Source organism: Cellulophaga sp. 20_2_10 (assembly GCF_023476645.1).
Lineage (GTDB): Bacteria > Bacteroidota > Bacteroidia > Flavobacteriales > Flavobacteriaceae > Cellulophaga.
The window spans coordinates 21,723-40,693 of the sequence record NZ_JAMCOJ010000009.1; the positions used below are offsets into that span (position 1 = coordinate 21,723).

General features: G+C 32.8%; 15 protein-coding genes. 8 read left to right on the plus strand and 7 right to left on the minus strand.

All coding sequences use genetic code 11. The annotated features are described in order from the left end of the window. Positions 1–15 precede the first annotated feature (15 nt). Genes M4I21_RS14630 through M4I21_RS14640 form a run of 3 tightly spaced genes read left to right on the plus strand, consistent with a single transcriptional unit; the run spans position 16 to position 4,016 of the window. Positions 16–1,335 carry a TolC family protein gene (locus tag M4I21_RS14630; protein ID WP_249559973.1) on the plus strand — a complete coding sequence of 440 codons (1,320 nt, stop codon included), beginning with the start codon at positions 16–18 and terminating at the stop codon, positions 1,333–1,335. Positions 1,336–1,350: 15 nt separating this feature from the next. Beyond that, a complete protein-coding gene (locus tag M4I21_RS14635) occupies positions 1,351–2,433 on the plus strand; it encodes an HlyD family secretion protein (RefSeq protein ID WP_249559974.1) in 1,083 nt (360 codons plus the stop codon). Between the two features lie 2 nt (positions 2,434–2,435). Then, positions 2,436–4,016, plus strand: coding sequence for a DHA2 family efflux MFS transporter permease subunit (locus M4I21_RS14640; protein WP_249559975.1), 1,581 nt, complete (start codon positions 2,436–2,438; stop codon positions 4,014–4,016). A gap of 76 nt (positions 4,017–4,092) precedes the next feature. Here M4I21_RS14640 and M4I21_RS14645 read toward each other — a convergent pair whose 3' ends face one another. After that, the gene (locus M4I21_RS14645; RefSeq protein ID WP_249559976.1) at positions 4,093–5,730 is read right to left on the minus strand and encodes an ABC-F family ATP-binding cassette domain-containing protein; all 1,638 of its coding nucleotides are present in this window, start codon (positions 5,728–5,730) and stop codon (positions 4,093–4,095) included. Between the two features lie 496 nt (positions 5,731–6,226). Between M4I21_RS14645 and M4I21_RS14650 the strand changes: the two genes are divergently transcribed. Next, entirely contained in the window at positions 6,227–7,018 is a 792-nt protein-coding gene (locus M4I21_RS14650; RefSeq protein ID WP_249559977.1) for a DUF3575 domain-containing protein, read from the plus strand. Positions 7,019–7,139: 121 nt separating this feature from the next. Here the strand turns inward: M4I21_RS14650 and M4I21_RS14655 are convergent, their stop codons facing one another. Then, positions 7,140–9,524 (minus strand): TonB-dependent receptor, encoded by a 2,385-nt coding sequence (locus M4I21_RS14655; RefSeq protein WP_249559978.1) that lies wholly within the window; start codon positions 9,522–9,524, stop codon positions 7,140–7,142. 334 nt (positions 9,525–9,858) lie between these two features. After that, entirely contained in the window at positions 9,859–13,311 is a 3,453-nt protein-coding gene (locus M4I21_RS14660) for a pyruvate carboxylase (protein WP_249559979.1), read from the minus strand. A 315-nt stretch (positions 13,312–13,626) separates the two neighbouring features. Here M4I21_RS14660 and M4I21_RS14665 point away from each other — a divergent pair, with 315 nt between their 5' ends. After that, positions 13,627–13,755, plus strand: a complete 129-nt coding sequence (locus M4I21_RS14665) for a 30S ribosomal protein THX (protein ID WP_249559980.1) — start codon at positions 13,627–13,629, stop codon at positions 13,753–13,755. Between the two features lie 167 nt (positions 13,756–13,922). After that, positions 13,923–14,465: a hypothetical protein gene (locus tag M4I21_RS14670; RefSeq protein ID WP_249559981.1), complete on the plus strand. Its 543-nt coding sequence runs from the start codon at positions 13,923–13,925 to the stop codon at positions 14,463–14,465. 5 nt (positions 14,466–14,470) lie between these two features. Here the strand turns inward: M4I21_RS14670 and M4I21_RS14675 are convergent, their stop codons facing one another. The 4 genes from M4I21_RS14675 to M4I21_RS14690 all read right to left on the minus strand — a co-directional run bounded on the left by M4I21_RS14675 (position 14,471) and on the right by M4I21_RS14690 (position 17,360). After that, a complete protein-coding gene (locus M4I21_RS14675) occupies positions 14,471–14,845 on the minus strand; it encodes a hypothetical protein (protein ID WP_249559982.1) in 375 nt (124 codons plus the stop codon). Positions 14,846–14,895: 50 nt separating this feature from the next. Beyond that, entirely contained in the window at positions 14,896–15,657 is a 762-nt protein-coding gene (gene yaaA, locus M4I21_RS14680; RefSeq protein WP_249559983.1) for a peroxide stress protein YaaA, read from the minus strand. Between the two features lie 95 nt (positions 15,658–15,752). Then, positions 15,753–16,781, minus strand: coding sequence for an RluA family pseudouridine synthase (locus M4I21_RS14685; protein ID WP_249559984.1), 1,029 nt, complete (start codon positions 16,779–16,781; stop codon positions 15,753–15,755). Between the two features lie 24 nt (positions 16,782–16,805). After that, positions 16,806–17,360 (minus strand): PASTA domain-containing protein, encoded by a 555-nt coding sequence (locus M4I21_RS14690; RefSeq protein ID WP_249559985.1) that lies wholly within the window; start codon positions 17,358–17,360, stop codon positions 16,806–16,808. 100 nt (positions 17,361–17,460) lie between these two features. Between M4I21_RS14690 and M4I21_RS14695 the strand changes: the two genes are divergently transcribed. Both M4I21_RS14695 and coaD read left to right on the plus strand, forming a co-directional pair. Then, positions 17,461–18,435: a D-alanine--D-alanine ligase gene (locus tag M4I21_RS14695; protein ID WP_249559986.1), complete on the plus strand. Its 975-nt coding sequence runs from the start codon at positions 17,461–17,463 to the stop codon at positions 18,433–18,435. A 71-nt stretch (positions 18,436–18,506) separates the two neighbouring features. Continuing rightward, complete coding sequence (coaD, locus tag M4I21_RS14700) at positions 18,507–18,962, plus strand: pantetheine-phosphate adenylyltransferase (RefSeq protein ID WP_249559987.1); 456 nt, start codon at positions 18,507–18,509, stop codon at positions 18,960–18,962. The last annotated feature ends 9 nt before the right edge of the window (positions 18,963–18,971 follow it).

Consider the following 18,971-nt stretch of genomic DNA (forward strand, 5'->3'; position numbering starts at 1 on the left):
ATAAATACTAAAAAAATGAAAACCCCAATAGTTTTAATGCTATTATTTGTTTTAACAATTAGTAATATAACTGCTCAAGAAAAAACAAATTTAACGCTACAAGAGGCTGTAAAACTTGCCACTACAAAAAGTAATATCTCCAAAATTGCTGATACAAAAGTAAACACAGCAAAAGAAGAATTAACATCTATAAAAAACAATAGGTACCCCGACTTTAATATCTCTGGGCAGTATTCTTATTTAACAAGTCCCAATATAGATTTAAAGTTAAATACTGGCAGTGGTGATGGTACAACAACAGAAGCACCAGATGTAAACTCTTTTGCTCTAGGACAAGCAAACATAACCCTACCCCTATTCTCTGGCTTTAAAATTAAAAATAGTATCTCTGCTGGTGAAAATCACTACAATTCTACTATTTACCAAGCAAAAAACACCAAAGAAGTGGCCACTTTAAATACCATTAATGCGTATGCCAACCTATATATGGCAAAACAAAATGTAGCATTAATAAAAGAAAATTTAGCCCAGGTGCAGCAAAGAGTTAAGGACTTTAGTCAAATGGAGAAAAATGGATTACTAGCTAAAAACGATTTACTAAAAGCTACTATACAACAATCTAATATTGAAATTTCTTTAGAAAATGCAAAAAAAGATGTTCGCATTCTTAATTACAGGTTAGCGACCAATTTAAAGTTACCCGAAAATACGGTAATTGAATTAAATGATGCTGATTTTGATACACGTACTATTACTAATAAAAATATTGAAGAAGAAAGTTTAGAAGAGCGTAATGACATACAAGCGTTACAGTTTGAAGAAATGGCGGCTAAAAATCAAATAAAAGTAGCCAAAGCAAACTATTACCCTTCCATTGGTTTAGTTAGTGGCTATACAGCTTTAGACCTAAATAACGCCTTAACAATTACAAATGCCATAAATATTGGTGTAAGTGTATCCTACAACGTTTCTGATATTTTTAAAAACAAAAGTAAAGTAAAAGCAGCAGAAAGTAGAGCTAAAGAAGTTGCTTATACTTTGGATATGGCTCTAGATAACAATAAGGTACAGTTAGCAAGTACAAAGGAAGAATACCTTTTAGCGCTTCATAAATTTACGGTATACACTACATCTGTAGCGCAAGCTGTAGAAAACTACCGAATTGTTAAAGACAAATATGATAATGGACTGGTAGACACAAACGATTTGTTAGAAGCAGATGTAGAACAGCTTCAAGCTAAAATTAATCTTGCTTTTTCAAAAGCCGAAATAACTAAAAAATATTACGAATTACTTGCTGCAAAAGGGCAGTTAGCAAACAAATTTTCTATTTAATAATACATAAACCCCATGGAAAAAAATAAAAAAACAAACAATAAGTTTATCATCATAGTATCAGTTTTAGTAACTATTGGTGTTGTTTACGGGCTATATAAGTATATACATTCACTTTCTCATGAAGAAACGGATGATGCACAAATCTCTGCAAATATGAGTCCTATTATACCTCATGTTAGTGGTTACATTAAAAAGGTTTATGTAAATGATCATCAAAAAGTAAAAAAAGGAGATACACTTTTTATAATAGACAATAGAGATTACAAAGTACAATTAGAGCAAGCCAAAGCTGGTTTAGCGGCTGCCGAAAGTCAGCTTACTGTATCTAAAGCTAGTATTGGATCTTCAGTAGCCAATGCAGCAGCATCTAACTCACAGGTTAATTCTGTTAAAGGAAATATAGAAAGTGCAAAAGTTAGACTTTGGAGAGCAAAAAACGACTTTGAACGTTACAAAAACTTATACGAAAATCATTCTATTACAACGCAACAATACGAGCAGGCACTAGCTGCAAAACAAGAAGCTGAAAGTCAGTTAAACGTTTTAGAAAATCAACAAAAAGCATCCGCTAGCCAACATAATGCTGCTGTATCACAAACAGAAATTACAAAAAAACAAACCAATGTTGCAGAGGCTAATATAAAAAGTGCTGAAGCAGTTTTAGACGCTGCAAAATTAAATATGGCATATACGATTGTTACTGCTCCTATAGACGGACAATTATCTGAGGTAAATTTACAACCTGGTCAATTTGTATCACAAGGTCAGTCTTTAATTTATTTGGTACAAACAGCAGAAAAATGGGTGATTGCCAATTTTAAAGAAACCCAACTAGAAAAAATGGAATTAGGTCAAAAAGTATCTATAGAAGTAGATGCATACCCAAATGAAGAGTTTTTAGGTAAAATAACTGCTTTTTCACCAGCTACTGGTGCTCGTTTTTCATTATTACCACCAGATAATGCTACAGGTAACTTTGTAAAAACAGTACAAAGGTTACCAGTTAAAATTGATTTTTCTTCTGACAATGAAGCTCACAAACTTTCTAAACTACGTTCTGGGATGAACGTTCTTGTAGATGTTCATTTAGATTAATTATGCAAGAAGTAGACGAAAACAGCCTAGTTGAATACGGCTACAGAAGGGTAATTATTACCATTACTGCGGTATTATGTGCTTTATTAGAAATAGTAGATACTACTATAGTAAACGTAGCATTAAATGATATGCGCGGTAGTCTTGGCGCTACATTAACAGATGTGGCCTGGGTAGTAACGGCTTACGCTATTGCTAATGTTATTATTATACCAATGACTAGTTGGCTGGCCAAGCAATTTGGTCGTAGAAATTACTTTGCCGTTTCTATAATCATATTTACGGTGGCCTCTTTTTTATGTGGTAATGCTACAAATATTTGGGAACTGGTTGCCTTTAGGTTTATACAAGGCTTGGGTGGTGGTGCTTTACTAGTAACTGCACAAACTATTATTACAGAAAGTTACCCTGCTGCAAAAAGAGGTATGGCACAAGCCATTTATGGTATGGGTATTATTGTTGGCCCTACTTTAGGTCCGCCTTTAGGTGGTTATTTGGTAGATAATTTTTCTTGGCCTTATATCTTTTACATTAATATTCCATTAGGTATTATAGCCGTATTCTTAACCATATTTTATGTGAAAAGTCCTAAATACGGAGAAAAATTAAAAGCTAACCAGGTAGATTGGTGGGGTATTATTTTACTTGCTACGTTTATAGGTTCTTTACAATTTGTGTTAGAACATGGTCAACAAGATGACTGGTTCCAAGATCCTATAATTGTAACACTAACGGTATCTGCCTTTTTTGGTTTTATATTATTTATATGGCGACAATTAGTATATAAACATCCAATAGTTAATTTAAAGGCTTTAAAAGATAGCAACTTAAGAGTTGGTACTATTATGACGTTTATTTTAGGTTTTGGACTCTATGGCTCTACTTTTATTATTCCAATTTATACGCAGTCTATACTTGGTTGGACAGCAACAGATGCCGGACTATTATTAATTCCGAGTTCTATAACTACAGGTATAATGATGCCAATTGTAGGTAAATTAATAGAACGCGGCATCTCTCAAAAATATCTTGTAGCACTGGGTTTCACCATCTTTTTTGCTTACAGTTTTTGGATGCATCTACTAATTACACCAGACACCAGTTCCGAGGCTATGTTTTGGCCACTAGTAACCAGAGGTATTGGCTTAGGACTATTATTTGTGCCTATTACAACCTTATCTTTATCTACATTAAAAGGAAAAGATATTGGAGATGGCGCTGCTTTTACAGGAATGATGAGACAATTAGGAGGTTCTTTTGGTATTGCTATAATTACTACAATGCTGTCTAGATTAAACCAACAACACCGCGTAGATCTTATTCCTAATATTAGTTCTATAGCAACCAACGTACAAGAACGTATTGCGACTTACAAACAGCTATTTATATCAAAAGGATTTAGTCCTGATGAGGCTTTATCTAGAGCTTATGCTTTAATAGATGGTTCTGTTAATAAACAAGCTGCAATTTTATCTTATATGGATATATTTTTATACCTGGGCGTACTTTTTCTTATCTGTGTTCCTTTTGTATTGCTAATTAAAAAAGGTGCAGGTAAGGTTGATGCTTCTGCAATGCATTAAATAAAAAAATCTTCAACACAACTAGCTATATATCTAGTTGTGTTGAAGATTTAATAATTACCTCAAAAATTTATTTTTACTTTTTTAGGTCGATATCTTTTATATTTTTAATCTTATTACGTTCTAAAAAAGCATCAATAGTTTCAAAATGCTCTATAACACGTTGATCTTTAAATTCAAACACTTTTTCTGCCAAACCTTGTAAAAAATCACGGTCGTGAGATACTAGTATTAATGTACCATCAAAATCTAGTAACGCTTCTTTTAAAACATCTTTAGACTTTAAATCTAAGTGATTTGTAGGCTCATCTAATATTAAAAGGTTTACAGGCTCTAACAATAGTTTTACCATTGCTAGTCTGGTTTTTTCTCCACCAGATAATACGCTTACTTTTTTATCTACATCATCGCCTTTAAACATAAAACGACCCAAGATATTTTTTATTTGCGTACGCACATCTCCTTTTGCTACCTCATCTACGGTTTGAAAAATAGTTAAATCTGGGTCTAGCAATGATGCTTGGTTCTGGGCAAAATAACCTACTTGTACATTATGACCTAAACTACATTTACCATCGTATTCAATTTCTCCTAAGATAGATTTTATCATAGTAGATTTACCTTCACCGTTTCTACCAACAAAAGAGACCTTTTCTCCTCTAGAGATAGACATATTGGCATTTTTAAATACGGTATGATCTCCGTAAGTTTTGGTTAAATCTTCAACCGAAATTGGATAATCTCCAGAACGTTGTGCTGCCGGAAACGATAATCTTAAGGCTGAGTTATCTACCTCATCAATCTCAATAATATCCAATTTTTCTAACATACGTTCTCTAGAGGTAACCTGATTTGTTTTGGAATACGTTCCTTTAAATCGCTCTATAAAACGCATATTGTCCTCTATAAACTTCTGCTGTTCTTCGTAGGCTTTAATTTGATGCGCTCTACGGTCTTCTCTTAATTGTAAGTAATGTGTATAATTTGCTTTGTAGTCGTAAATTTTACCCATAGTAACCTCTATAGTTCTGTTGGTAATATTATCTATAAATGCTCTATCATGCGATATTACCATTACAGCTTTTGCTTTGTTTACCAAAAAGTCTTCTAACCAAATTACAGACTCTATATCGATGTGGTTTGTTGGCTCATCTAACAAAATTAAATCAGGTTTTTGCAGTAGTATTTTAGCTAGCTCAATACGCATACGCCAACCGCCACTAAACTCACTCGTAAGTCTATTAAAATCTTCTGATCTAAAACCTAAGCCTTTTAATGCTTTTTCTACCTCAGCATCATAATTTACATCTTCTAAAGCGTAATATTGCTCCCCAAGCTCAGATACCTCTTCTATAATTTTCATATAGGCATCACTCTCATAATCTGTTCTTGTTTCTAGCTCCTTGTTTAAAAAAGCCATACGATCTCTCATTGTAAAAACGTGACTAAAAGCTTTAGACGCTTCTTCTACTACTGTGCAATTATCTTCCGCTAACAAATGCTGTGGCAAATAAGCAATTACAGTGTCTTTAGGGCAACTAACTTTACCCTTGGTTGCCTTTTGTTTTCCGGCAACAATTTTCATCATTGTAGATTTACCAGCACCATTTTTACCCATAAGTGCTATTTTGTCATTTTCATTAATAACAAAATTTACACCACTAAATAAGGTTGTTCCGCTAAATTCTACTGCAATATTATCTACTGTAATCATCTGTATATTTTAAAGACTGCAAAACTAACAAAAAGTAAAGGATGTAATACGTGGTTTAAATAGTTTAGTGAAAAAAAATTAAAAAACCATTTAACACTCATTAACAAAGACTTACAAGTCTATTAACTAAAACATTACGAGTTATCTTGTATCTTGAAGATGAACCTAAAAAAAGAAATGATATGGGAATTATTGATGATAAGAGATTAAAAAGAAAAGTAAAACAAACAAATCCTACAAATCCCACAGGGAATACTACTATAAACACGAATACGTTCGACATTGACTCTGAAACCATTAAGGGTCAGCAAAATAAAAAATAACCCCACAAGCTTTTATATGCAAAAGCCCTGAAATTATTATAATTTCAGGGCTTTTCTTTTTATCAACTTAACAATTTCATAATTTTTAATTTTTGTATACAATTTAAAAGTAATTGTATACTTGCAATAAATTCCTACAAGAGGCGTTTTATTTCGATAACTAAAAATAAATAATGAAAAAACAAATCTTACTACTTACTACGTTCTTATCTGTTACGTGTTTTACGTATGCACAAGAATTAGAACCTACCGAACAAACCAACAATGAAGAACAGTCTATTTTAGAGTATCAAGACAAAAAAAACATTGCAAAACTTAGTGTAACAAGTTTAGTTTTTAGAAACTTTCAATTTCAATATGAACGAGTTTTAAACAAAACTTTTTCTGTAGCCTTATCTTATGGTACAATACCTGAAGGTGGTATTCCTTTTGGAAGTTCTTTTGTTGATGAAGATGATGATGATGACTTAGCAAATATTGTACACGATGGCAAAATGAGCTACTCTAGTTTTACACCAGAAGTACGTATTTACACTGGAAAAAAAGGATATGGAAAAGGGTTTTATATAGCTCCATTTTTTAGAGCTTCTAAATACACTTTTAAAAACATAAACTTTAGCTATGATTTAGATGGCGGAGGAACCGAGTCTTTAAGTACTAGTGGTACTATAAAAGGAAACACTTTTGGTTTGTTATTTGGATCTCAGTTTAACTTAGGAAGCAACCTTGTTTTAGACTGGTGGATTGCTGGTCCACATATTGGAACTAGCAACGGAAATTTAAAAGGTGTTTCTTCTAGATTATTATCTCAGAACGAGCAAAATGCCTTATTAGAAACTTTAGAAGATACTGATATTCCTTTAGTAGATACGGAGTATAAAGTTGATGCTAATGGTGCTGAAATAGATTTAGATGGTCCTTGGGCTGGTGTACGTGCTGGTTTAAGTATTGGATATAGATTTTAGATCTTAACTTACAGATTAGAAAACCCCTAAAACCAAAATGGTTTTAGGGGTTTTCCTTTTTACAAAAAAAGTACAACCAATTACGATTGTACTTTTCTCATTATAAACTTAAACTAACTTATTAAAATCTGTAAGTTAGTACTCCTGCAAAATTTCTTGGATCTGTTTGGTTAATGTAACGTGTTCTGTATGCATTGTAACCTACTTTATCAAACATATTGTTTACTAAAAAACGTAAGCTCCACTGACTGTTAAGTTCATAAGAAACTTGTGCGTTTGTTTGTGTGTAAGACGCCACATAAAAAGGTTTTTGGTTTGGCACAATACCTTCATGTGTTACAGCACCTGCACTCCAGTCGTTAATTGGTCTTTCTCCTGTATAGTACACTCCTGCTCCTACAGACAAACCTTTTAATTTTTGTTTAAAGCTATAGTTTGCATACACATTAAAAGTATGTTTTGGTGTATTTAAAGGTGCAGATCCATATACATAAGAAGTGTGCTCTTTGTACTGCGCATCTATATAACTATATCCTGTTATTACTTCTAGGTTATCCAAAATACGACCACTTAATTCTACCTCTATACCTTTACGCTCATCATTACCTCCTTTTTGGTAAAAACCAGTAGCAACCCAGTTTTCATCATAAACAGGTAGATTAATATTTTTATTATTAATTTTAAAATAAGTGAAATTAAAACGCAAACGGCTGTCTAACCAATTTGTTTTTATACCAGCTTCTAACTGATCGAAACGTTCATTACCTAACTGATTTCCGTTTACATCTAATCTTGTACCTGTTCTAGGGTAAGAGCTATTTGTGTATGATGCAAAAACATTTACATTCTCTATTGGAGTAATAATTAGTCCGGCTAACGGATTAAAAGCATCACTCTCTGTTGTTTCTGTAGCTGCATCTGTTAAAGTTTTACTGTAACGTATACCTATAAAAGATTTTAACCATTTGTTATATGTAATAACGTCTTGCGCAACTACACCTAAAGATCTAGATTCTGACTCTCCCAAGTTTACATCTCCAAAACCTAAATCTGCTGGTAATGTTGATGAGTTAGCAGATGGATTAAAAACGTCTACAATATCTAAATTTGCCCCACTTTGACTAGTTGTACTATATGCACTTGTTCTGTAGTCAAAACCAACTTGGAAAGTGTGTGCTATTTTTCCTGTTTGTACTTCATCACCAATTAAATCTATTTGCAATACACTGTTTTTATCATTACGAGTAGAAATAGCATAACCACGGTTTCTTTGATTGTATACAGGATTGTCATCTACGTCTGTAATAACATTACCCAAACTAGCTCCTTTATCGTCTAAATCTAATGTAGAAGAAAAGTAAGCTGCTTTAATAGTTAATTTATCATTTATCTCTCTATCAAAACGAAGAGAATAAGTTGCGTTTTTTGTTAGTGCTTTATCATTAGCATACCCTAAAAATATATTATCTGGCAAATCGTAAATTGCATTTACATCATTCTCACCTAAATTTACAGTACCAACATCTGGAGTTCTACTGTCATCTAGGTAATCCATTTCTGCTGTAATAGTAGTTTTATCATCTATTCTCCATTCTAAAGACGGATTGATGTAAAAACGGTCTGACGATACGCCCTTTCTATAACTATCAGATCTTTCTAGAGCACCATTAATTCTAAATGCTAAATTTTTAGCATTATCTAAAGGTCCGTACACATCAAAAGTAGCACGAGTTTGTCCAAAACTGCCAACACGTAGAGATGCAGAACCACCAGAATAGTACTTTGGTGTTTTAGTAACAATATTAATTACACCTCCTGGACTACCCAAATCTGTAGCAACACCCTGAGTAATAGATGCAGCACCTTTTAAAACCTGAATATTATCTACACCTTGCATATCTGTTAATATACCCTGACCTCTAAAATCTGAGTGTACACGTACTCCATTTTTTAATATAGGAATACCTCTAAAACCACGAGAAGACATACTCTCTCTTTTATTACCATAAGTAGCAAAAGTATATACACCAGGTACGTTTTTAGTTGCATCAGAAATTGTAAGGTTTCCTTGTTGCTCTATTAATTTATCAGAAATAATAGAAATACTCTGTATTTGCTCGTAAGGCGCCAGTGGCAAACGTGTTAATGCTTCTATTTTATCTGGATGCTCAAATCGGTTGCCAAAAACTTCAACCTCATCTAGCTTTAAGTTATCTACCAACTTAAAAGTAAGTTTTAGTATTTCATTTTCTATTATTGATACTTCCTTAACAACACCATAATAACCAACATAAGATACTTTTACATTGTAGGTACCTTCTTTTAAATTAGAAATGGTGAAAAAACCGCTTTCATCAGTTGTTGTTCCAATTTTTGTCCCCGACAAAAATACATTGGCATAGCTCACTGGTTCATTGTTAGCATCTGTAACATAACCCTCTATTTGTGACTGAGCAAAAGACAACTGAATTGCCAATACAAATAGCAGACATAATTTCTTATACATAATTCTTATTTAGATTTATTTAAAATAAAGGAGCAAATGTAAAACCCAAAATAATAACAACAAAACTATTTAGACTAAATATAAACAAAAAGATAAATAATTCTATAACTTATTATTTTCCAATCTTTTAACAGATACACAAACAGTAAACAAAGGTTCGTTTAGCAATTAACATTTTGTAATAAAAGATTAGAATGAAGAAGAAAATCATTTTATTTTGATTCATCATTAATGGAAAAACCAAAACTAACATTGAAGAAAACGCACAAAAAAACACCATTCCTCTACAATAAGAAGAATGGTGTTTACTATTTTAAATAGTTGGTATATAGCGCTATTTAAGCACCAATACTAAATCATCAGAATTTACTAAAGAACCTCCAGATAATTGTATTTTATCTACAACACCTTCCGCTGTTGCAGTTACGGTAGTTTCCATTTTCATAGCTTCAATTATAAACAAAGGCTGATTCTTTTTAACTGCTTCCCCTTTTTTAACCAAAACATTAGATAATAAGCCTTGCAACGGCGCTCCTATTTCTTTACCATTTTCTTTATCTGCTTTTATGTTCTGGGCCTTAACAACTTTTATTGCTTTATCCTTAACCATTACATTACGTAACTGTCCGTTAATTTTAAAGAAGATGCTAACATATCCGTTTTCGTCTGGCTCACCTTTTAGCATTAGCGATACTAGTACGTTTTTACCACGATCTAACTCTACTATAATTTCTTCGCCAACATCCATACCATAAAAGAAATTCTTTGTTGGTATATTCATAACATTACCATACTTAACGTGGTTGGTATACGCGTCTGTAAATACTTTTGGATATAGTTTGTAAGATAAGAAATCTGTAATCTCTAAATCTCTACCCATACCCTTGGCAAATTTTCGTTTAAAAGACTTAAATTCTTTTTCAAAATCTATAGGTTCTAAATGTGCATTTGGCCTGTCTGTATAAGCTACTTGATCTTTTAATATTATCTTTTGTAGTTCTTTAGGAAATCCGCCCACAGGTTGTCCTAAGTCGCCCTTAAAAAAACTAATGACCGACTGAGGAAAAGAAATTGAATCTCCCTTTTCTAAAACATCTTGTACAGTTAAACTATTGCTAATCATATACTGCGCCATATCACCTACTACTTTAGAGCTAGGTGTTACTTTAATAATATCTCCAAAAAGTTGATTTACCTCTCCGTACATTTTTGTTACCTCTGGGAACTTATCTTCTAAACCAAGTGCAATTGCCTGTCCTTTTAAGTTAGAATATTGTCCACCTGGAATCTCGTGTTTGTACACTTCTCCTGTGCCAGATTTTAATCCAGACTCAAACGTGTAATAGTAATTACGTACGGTTTCCCAGTAATTAGAGTATTCTGCAAGTTTATCTGTGTTTAATTTATTTTCTCTTTCGTGAAAACGTAACATTTCTACAAGAGAATTAAAATTTGGTTGTGATGTTAAGCCAGACAATCCGCCAAGTGCTACATCTACAACATCTACACCTGCTTCTATGGCTTTTAAATACATTGCTCCTTGTATAGAAGATGTATCATGCGTATGCAAATGTATGGGTATGTTTATTTCTGATTTTAAGGCTGATATAAGCTCAAAGGCAGCATTTGGTTTTAATAAACCAGCCATATCTTTTACTCCTAAAATATGTGCACCTGCATTTTCTATATCCTTTGCGAGTTGAATGTAATATTTAAGATCATATTTTGTTTTCTTAGGATCTAAAATATCACCCGTATAACAAAGAGAACCTTCTGCTAAACCACCTGTTCTTTTACGAACATGCTCTATAGTTGGCGCAATAGATTTCATCCAGTTTAAAGAATCAAAAATACGGAATACATCTACCCCTGTTTCCCAAGATTTTTCTACAAATTTTTCAATTAAATTATCTGGATAGGCAGTATAGCCAACACCGTTAGAACCACGCAGAAGCATTTGTAACAATACATTTGGCATCGATTTACGCAATAGCGCTAAACGTTCCCAAGGATTTTCTTGTAAAAAACGCAAGCAAACATCAAACGTTGCACCTCCCCAAACTTCCATACTAAATATTTCCGGAAAATTTTTTGCATACCCTTCAGAGACCTTAAGCATATCTGTAGTTCGCATACGAGTTGCCAATAAACTTTGGTGCCCATCTCGCATTGTAGTATCTGTAAAATGTACTTTTTTCTCCTTCTTTAACCACGAAGCAAAGCCTTCTGGGCCTAGCTCTGTTAACAAGTCTTTAGTTCCTTTAGGAAAAGGACCTCTTTTATCAAAAGAAGGTACTTTTGGTTTAGAAAAAACGTGATTAGGATCTTTCTTTTTTACATCCGGATTACCATTTACTATAGTTTCCCCAAGATATTCTATTAATTTATTAGCACGATTTCTTGGCTCTACAAACTCGAACAAAGAAGGTTCGTTTTTAATAAAATTAACTGTAACCTTACCGTCTCTAAATGTTTGGTGTTTTAAAATATTATCTAAAAACGCCATGTTACTTTCTACACCTCTAATACGAAACTCTGCTAATGCTCTTCGCATTTTACGACAAGAACCATCTAAAGTTCTACTAATTGCAGAAACCTTTACCAACATAGAATCAAAAAACGGCGAAATACGCACACCTTGATAAATACTACCAGCATCTAATCTAATACCAAAACCAGAAGCACTTCTATAGGTAGTAACCACGCCATAATCTGGCTTAAAATCATTTGCAGGATCTTCTGTTGTAATTCTACACTGCAAAGCATAACCAGTAATTTTTACAGATTCTTGATCTTGAATTTTTATTTGCTGATCAGATAGTTTGTAACCACCTGCAATAAACAGTTGTGCTTTTACCAAATCTATATTGGTAATCATTTCGGTTACCGTATGCTCTACTTGTATTCTTGGATTTACTTCTATAAAGTAAATACTACCATCATCATCTACCAAGAACTCTACGGTCCCTATATTATTATAATTTACAGCTTTACAAATATCTAACGCATATTTATACAAACTATCTCTAGTTTCTTGCGGTAGGCCAATAGATGGAGCAAATTCTATTACTTTTTGATAGCGTCTTTGTACAGAGCAATCTCGCTCGTACAAATGCACCATGTTACCATGCATATCTGCAACAATTTGCACTTCTATATGTTTTGGGTTTTCTACAAATTTTTCAAGAAAAACGGTATCATCCCCAAAGGCATTTAAAGATTCTCTTCTAGCTTCAGGGAAAGCCTTTTCTAGTTCTTCTTCGGTACGTATAACTCGCATACCACGACCACCACCACCAGAAGCAGCTTTTAGCATTAACGGGTATCCTATACGTTTTGCTTCATCTATAGCAATACGAACATCTACAAGATCTTTATCACTACTTTGTATAATTGGGATATTATTAGCAACCGCAACTTCCTTAGCCGTTATTTTATCGCCTAAAGATTTTAATACGGATACCTTAGGGCCAACAAAAATTATATCATTGTCTGCACATTTCTGCGCAAATTCTGCATTCTCTGATAAAAACCCATAACCAGGATGTATCGCATCTACATCATTATCTTTTGCTACCTGTATTATAGCATCTATATTTAAATACGGTTTTAAAGGTTCATGATCTTCTCCAATTTGGTAACATTCATCTGCCTTATATCTGTGCAAAGAGTAACGATCTTCATAGGTATATATACCAACGGTCTTAATACCTATTTCTACACATGCTCTAAAAATACGGATTGCAATCTCCCCTCTATTTGCAACTAAAACCTTGTTAATTTTCATTTACTCTATTTTTGTTAGTATTTACTACCAAGATGCAATTATTTTGCCAAATTAAATGCTAATCAACAATATCAATTAACATAATTACCTCTTTTTATTCTACTTCTCAAAGGTACTTCATTTAACCGTTTTTATCAATATTAAAATTTTACAAAACAACCTTATTTCGTATCATATTGTTACTATTTTACCTATATTACATTTATTTAATAAGTAATTTAAGTATATTACTAGACATTCAATTTTTAAAACATCAAGAAATAAGCTTGACATTGATCTTAAAAATTATTACCTTTTAGGAAAATTATATGATATATGGGAAAAGGAGATATAAAATCGAAGAGAGGGAAAATCATAAACGGCACGTATGGAGCCAAAAGGAAGCGAAAAATTAAAAGAAAACCCACTTTACAAGAAAAGATTAATCCAGAAAAAAAGAAATAAAACCAACCATTTTATGCTTTTTATCTAAAAAACCAACCACTTAAACCGATAAAAATAGGTTCTACACCACAAATTTGACTGTGTTTACCACATTCCTTTTTAATTAACCTAAAAATAGACCAAGTTTGTACTACCAAATTGCAAACATAACCAACTCCCCAAACACTATGCTTAAAAGTACTTTTGTTATTTTTTCTCTTCTAATAACTAATACGTTTACAAATACATCTAGTTGTGACAATGCTTATTCTGCAACTTCTTACGCACTTAACTACGCAAAAAAGTCTTTGAAAGCGGATAATTTTGATCATCAAAAATTTTATGCCAATAAAGCATATACTGCTCTAGAGAAGAGTAATAAGCTTATGAAGCAATGTGATTGCCTTAAAGCTAAAACTACTGTCTTAAGCGGTTTAGAAAATATAGATAAAGCTAGCAAGCCTAAAGATTGGGACTTAGGAAGACATTATGCTAAACTAGCACTTATAGATGTAGAAGATACAATTACGGCTTTAGATGTTTTTACGCAAAATGGCATAAACACAGTTTCTTCAGTAGCCGAACTAAAAGACAACTCTTTATTATTAGAAGCTGTTGAGCTAGAGAAGCAACGTGTAAGTCTAGAAGCTGAAATAGAAAAGCTAATTAGTAAAAAAAGAGTTTTAGCTATTAGAATTGCTGAAAACATACAAAAACAAAGACAAAACTAATTTACTTAGTCTACCACTAAGGTAAGTTCTACGCCATTACTTTCTTCTATAATATTTAACTCGTACGTGTAAAAACCTAAAGGCAAAGGTGTCTCACCCACATAATCTATAGGTTGTAATGTATATGTTTGTCCGTCTGCCTCTATTATGATAGATGCATAATTATAGGCCGTCTCATATTCTAAATACTCAGAAAAAGCATCAGGTGCAATAGCTGTATGTTGCATATCTGCTTCTCCTACTTGTACTGTATCATAAGTTAAACTACTCGTGTTTTTTATTCTAATATTTACGGCTTCAAGATTATCATCTCTATCGTCACAACTAAAACAAAAGCTCAACAATAAAATTACAATAGGTAAAAACAGTTTATTTTTCATAGCACACATATTTAATTGTATACTATAAAAACGATGTTTTACACATATTATTATCTAATAAAAACCGGCATATTTTCTTTTTCCGTATACTCTTGGCTATAAGCATAGCCATCTATAGTAAACTTCTTAATATCGTCTAAAGTTTCTGCATTGGTATCTATAATATAACGCACCATAGAACCTCTAGCTTTTTTAGCGTAAAAACTAATTACCTTTAACTTATCATTCTTCCAATCTTTAAAAATGGGAGTAACAATAGGTGACTTTAAACTTTTCTTGTCTACCGCACCAAAATACTCGTTACTGGCTAGATTTACAAAAACCTCATTTTCTTTAAGTTCTGAGTTTAGTGAAGCTGTTACATCTTTTTTCCAGAACTCGTGTAAGTTCTTATTGTTACCTACAGGCATTTTTGTTCCCATTTCTAAACGGTAAGCCATCATCAAATCTAAAGGCTTAAGAATGCCATACAAACCAGATAAGATTCTTAGTTTATCTTGCAAAGCTCCAAGCTTAGCTTCTGATAAAGAATATGCATCTAAGCCCTGGTACACATCACCATTAAAAGCAAAAACAGCTGGTCTCGCATTTTTTGTAGTAAACGGTATAGTAAAATCTTGATTGCGTTGCCAGTTTAATTGCGCTAGATTATCTGAAATACTCATAAGCTGAGATATTGCTTTTGGCGATTTCATTTTAAGAACCTCATTTAGCTTTTTAGCTTGTTTTAAAAACTGAGGTTCTGTAAATTTTTTAGTTGGCAACTTGGTTTCAAAATCTAATGACTTTGCTGGCGAAATAACAATCTTCATCTTTTATTTAATTTGATATAAAATTAAGAATCCTTTTTACAATTTCACCTATACTCTAAAAGAGTTTTTAAATACCACTATTGCAAAAACTAATGCTATTGAGCGTGCTTAGCGTAATGCCTCCACTTCTCTATAACACTTGCCATATCTTCTGGTATTTCTGAGTTAAATCGCATTAATTCTTTAGTAACAGGATGCACAAAACCAAGAGTTTTAGCGTGTAATGCTTGTCTTGGTAATATTTTAAACGCATTATCTACAAACTGTTTGTATTTTGTAAATGTTGTGCCTTTTAAAATACGTTCTCCTCCATAGCGCTCATCATTAAATAATGTATGCCCTATATATTTCATATGCACTCTAATCTGGTGCGTTCTACCTGTTTCTAATTTACAAGAAACTACAGTAACATACCCCAAACGCTCTATTACTTTATAATGCGTTACCGCTTCTTTCCCCTCGTCTCCTTCAGGAAAAACATGCATTTGCAATCTGTTTTTTGGATGACGACCTAAATGACCTTCTATAGTACCTTCATCATCCTCTACATTACCCCAAACAATAGCAATATATTCTCTTTCTGATGTTTTATCAAAAAACTGCTTAGACAAGAAAGTCATAGCCGCTTCTGTTTTAGCAACTACTAAAAGTCCAGATGTATCTTTATCTATTCTATGCACCAACCCTGGTCTATCACTTGTATTGTTAGGCAACTCGTCCTTACAATGGTGCAATAATGCATTTATTAAGGTTCCAGAATAATTCCCATGACCTGGATGCACAACCATTCCTGGTTCTTTGTTTACTACCAAAAGAACATCATCCTCATAGACAATATCTAAAGGTATATCTTCTGGCTGTAATAAAAACTCGTATGGTGGATGCGTAAACATAACGCGTATCTCATCACCTGCTTTTACTTTATAATTTTGCTTTACCACCACATTATTTACCCAAATGTGACCGTCTTTTGCTGCTTTTTGTATTTGACTACGTGTTGCGTTTTCAATAAAATTCATTAAAAACTTATCTATACGTAGCGGCTCTTGGCCTTTAGAAGCTATTACCTTATGATGTTCATAAAGTTCCTCCTCATTGGCTTGTGGTCCAAATTCTTCACTCATAAAATATGTAGCTTACTGTTGTTATTAGTGGTTACCGTTACCACAAACCAATTCAACCTTAGATGTTTTTGGTAATTTTTCTCCGGCTTTAATTTCTTTTCCTTTGTACTTAATTTTAAGTACCATATCCTCGCCAATATTATCTACATAAGATACTTTTTGTACATCTAAACCAACAGCACGTAACATAGATGTTGCGTTTCTCTTCGTTTTTTGTATAACCTGTGGCACAGATACTTTTTTGTATCCAGAAGGATTTACTGTGAAATATATTTTTCTATTCTTTTTTACTTTGTTTCCTGCTGGTGGATTTTGCTCTATAATAGAAAACCTTGGGAAGTTTGGATTGTAATTAGCAGAATCTAAAACCTGAGATCGCAATCCAACTTTATCTATTTCGTGTTTCATTTGTGAAACTGCCATTCTAGAAAAATCTGGCACTTCTACAAACTCACCATGATTTGTAGTTGATTTTAACCATTGTAAAACTCCAAAAACCAATAATACGACCACTACCAAGGCAATACCAAGTTGAATAATTAATGTTTTACTTTTTAAAAAGTTGAAAAAATTTCGCATAACTATAATAATATCGCACAAATATATAAAACCCAATGCTTTTTTCTTTAATTTAAAAAAATGATATTTGTTATTACCATTTAAGATTTCTATAAATACCATGAAAAAAAATATTGCCATCATTATGGGAGGCTACTCCAAGGAGTACAAAATATCCCTAAAAAGCGGAAACGTTGTCTACAAACACCTAGACACCAGCAAGTTTAACACGTACAGAATTCACATTCTAAAAGATAAATGGGTTTATGTAGATGCAAACGATCAAGAGAGCCCTGTAGATAAAAGTGACTTTTCTATTATAGAAAATAATGAAAAAATAAATTTTGATTGTGTTTTTAATGCAATTCACGGTACACCAGGAGAAGATGGTTACTTACAAGCCTATTTTAATTTAGTGGGTATAACCCAAACTGCCTGCGATTTTTATCAAGCTGCGCTTACATTTAATAAGAGAGACTTACTTAGCGTCCTAAAACCTTATGGTATTAAATCTGCAGATTCTTATTACCTTAATAAAGGGGATACCGTAAATGAAGGTGAAATTATAAATAAAGTTGGTTTACCATGTTTTGTAAAAGCGAATAAGGCAGGTAGTAGCTTTGGTATTTCTAAGGTTCATAAAAAGGAAGACTTAGCAAAAGCTATAGAAAATGCTTATTTAGCCGATGATGAAATTATTATTGAAGCTTTTTTAGATGGCACAGAAGTATCTGTAGGTGTAATTATGTACAACGGAAAACCTACCGTTTTACCAATTACAGAAATAACTACAGAGAACGACTTTTTTGACTACGAAGCTAAGTACGAGGGCAAATCACAAGAGATTACTCCTGCAAGAATTTCTAAAGAACAAGAAGAGAAAGTAAGCGAGATAGCTGCAAGAGTTTATAAAATTTTAAAAATGAAAGGATACTCCAGAAGCGAATTTATTTTTGTAGATAATGAACCTTTTATGCTAGAAATGAATACAACTCCTGGATTAACAGAAGAAAGTATTTTGCCACAACAAGCTGCTGTTGCAGGAATATCTCTTTCTGAGTTATTTGAAAGTGCTATAATAGAGGCTTTAAAATAATTTAGTTCTTTACTAGGGTGTATTAGAGTATGTAATACACTTATTTTTTTTACAAAATAAAACACAATTATATGAAACGTGCCATATTCCCCGGATCTTTTGACCCACTTACATTAGGACACACAGATATTATTAATAGAGGTATTACTCTTTTTGATGAAGTAATTATCGCCATTGGTATTAATGCTGAAAAAAACTATATGTTTACTCTAGAACAGCGTATGCATTTTATTACCGAAGCTTTTAAAAACGAGCCAAAAATAAAAGTAATGACCTACAAGGGCCTTACCGTAGACTTCTGTAAAGAAGTAGATGCTCACTTTATTTTACGTGGATTACGTAACCCGGGTGATTTTGAATTTGAAAAAGCTATTGCACACACAAACAGAAAGTTATCAGAAATTGAAACCGTATTTTTACTAACTTCATCTGGCAAGTCTTACATTAGCTCTTCTATTGTACGCGATGTAATTAGAAACAATGGTGATTATACTAGCTTGGTACCAGACACAGTTAGAGTTTCATAAACACAAACC

What these genes read in the sequence shown, in the direction of transcription:
- M4I21_RS14655 (WP_249559978.1), bottom strand. Translation starts at nt 9,524, where the DNA reads ATGTATAAGAAATTATGTCTGCTATTTGTATTGGCAATTCAGTTGTCT.
- M4I21_RS14675 (WP_249559982.1), bottom strand. Translation starts at nt 14,845, where the DNA reads ATGAAAAATAAACTGTTTTTACCTATTGTAATTTTATTGTTGAGCTTT.
- coaD (WP_249559987.1), top strand. Translation starts at nt 18,507, where the DNA reads ATGAAACGTGCCATATTCCCCGGATCTTTTGACCCACTTACATTAGGA.
- M4I21_RS14670 (WP_249559981.1), top strand. Translation starts at nt 13,923, where the DNA reads ATGCTTAAAAGTACTTTTGTTATTTTTTCTCTTCTAATAACTAATACG.
- yaaA (WP_249559983.1), bottom strand. Translation starts at nt 15,657, where the DNA reads ATGAAGATTGTTATTTCGCCAGCAAAGTCATTAGATTTTGAAACCAAG.
- M4I21_RS14685 (WP_249559984.1), bottom strand. Translation starts at nt 16,781, where the DNA reads ATGAGTGAAGAATTTGGACCACAAGCCAATGAGGAGGAACTTTATGAA.
- M4I21_RS14630 (WP_249559973.1), top strand. Translation starts at nt 16, where the DNA reads ATGAAAACCCCAATAGTTTTAATGCTATTATTTGTTTTAACAATTAGT.
- M4I21_RS14690 (WP_249559985.1), bottom strand. Translation starts at nt 17,360, where the DNA reads ATGCGAAATTTTTTCAACTTTTTAAAAAGTAAAACATTAATTATTCAA.
- M4I21_RS14695 (WP_249559986.1), top strand. Translation starts at nt 17,461, where the DNA reads ATGAAAAAAAATATTGCCATCATTATGGGAGGCTACTCCAAGGAGTAC.
- M4I21_RS14650 (WP_249559977.1), top strand. Translation starts at nt 6,227, where the DNA reads ATGAAAAAACAAATCTTACTACTTACTACGTTCTTATCTGTTACGTGT.
- M4I21_RS14660 (WP_249559979.1), bottom strand. Translation starts at nt 13,311, where the DNA reads ATGAAAATTAACAAGGTTTTAGTTGCAAATAGAGGGGAGATTGCAATC.
- M4I21_RS14640 (WP_249559975.1), top strand. Translation starts at nt 2,436, where the DNA reads ATGCAAGAAGTAGACGAAAACAGCCTAGTTGAATACGGCTACAGAAGG.
- M4I21_RS14645 (WP_249559976.1), bottom strand. Translation starts at nt 5,730, where the DNA reads ATGATTACAGTAGATAATATTGCAGTAGAATTTAGCGGAACAACCTTA.
- M4I21_RS14635 (WP_249559974.1), top strand. Translation starts at nt 1,351, where the DNA reads ATGGAAAAAAATAAAAAAACAAACAATAAGTTTATCATCATAGTATCA.
- M4I21_RS14665 (WP_249559980.1), top strand. Translation starts at nt 13,627, where the DNA reads ATGGGAAAAGGAGATATAAAATCGAAGAGAGGGAAAATCATAAACGGC.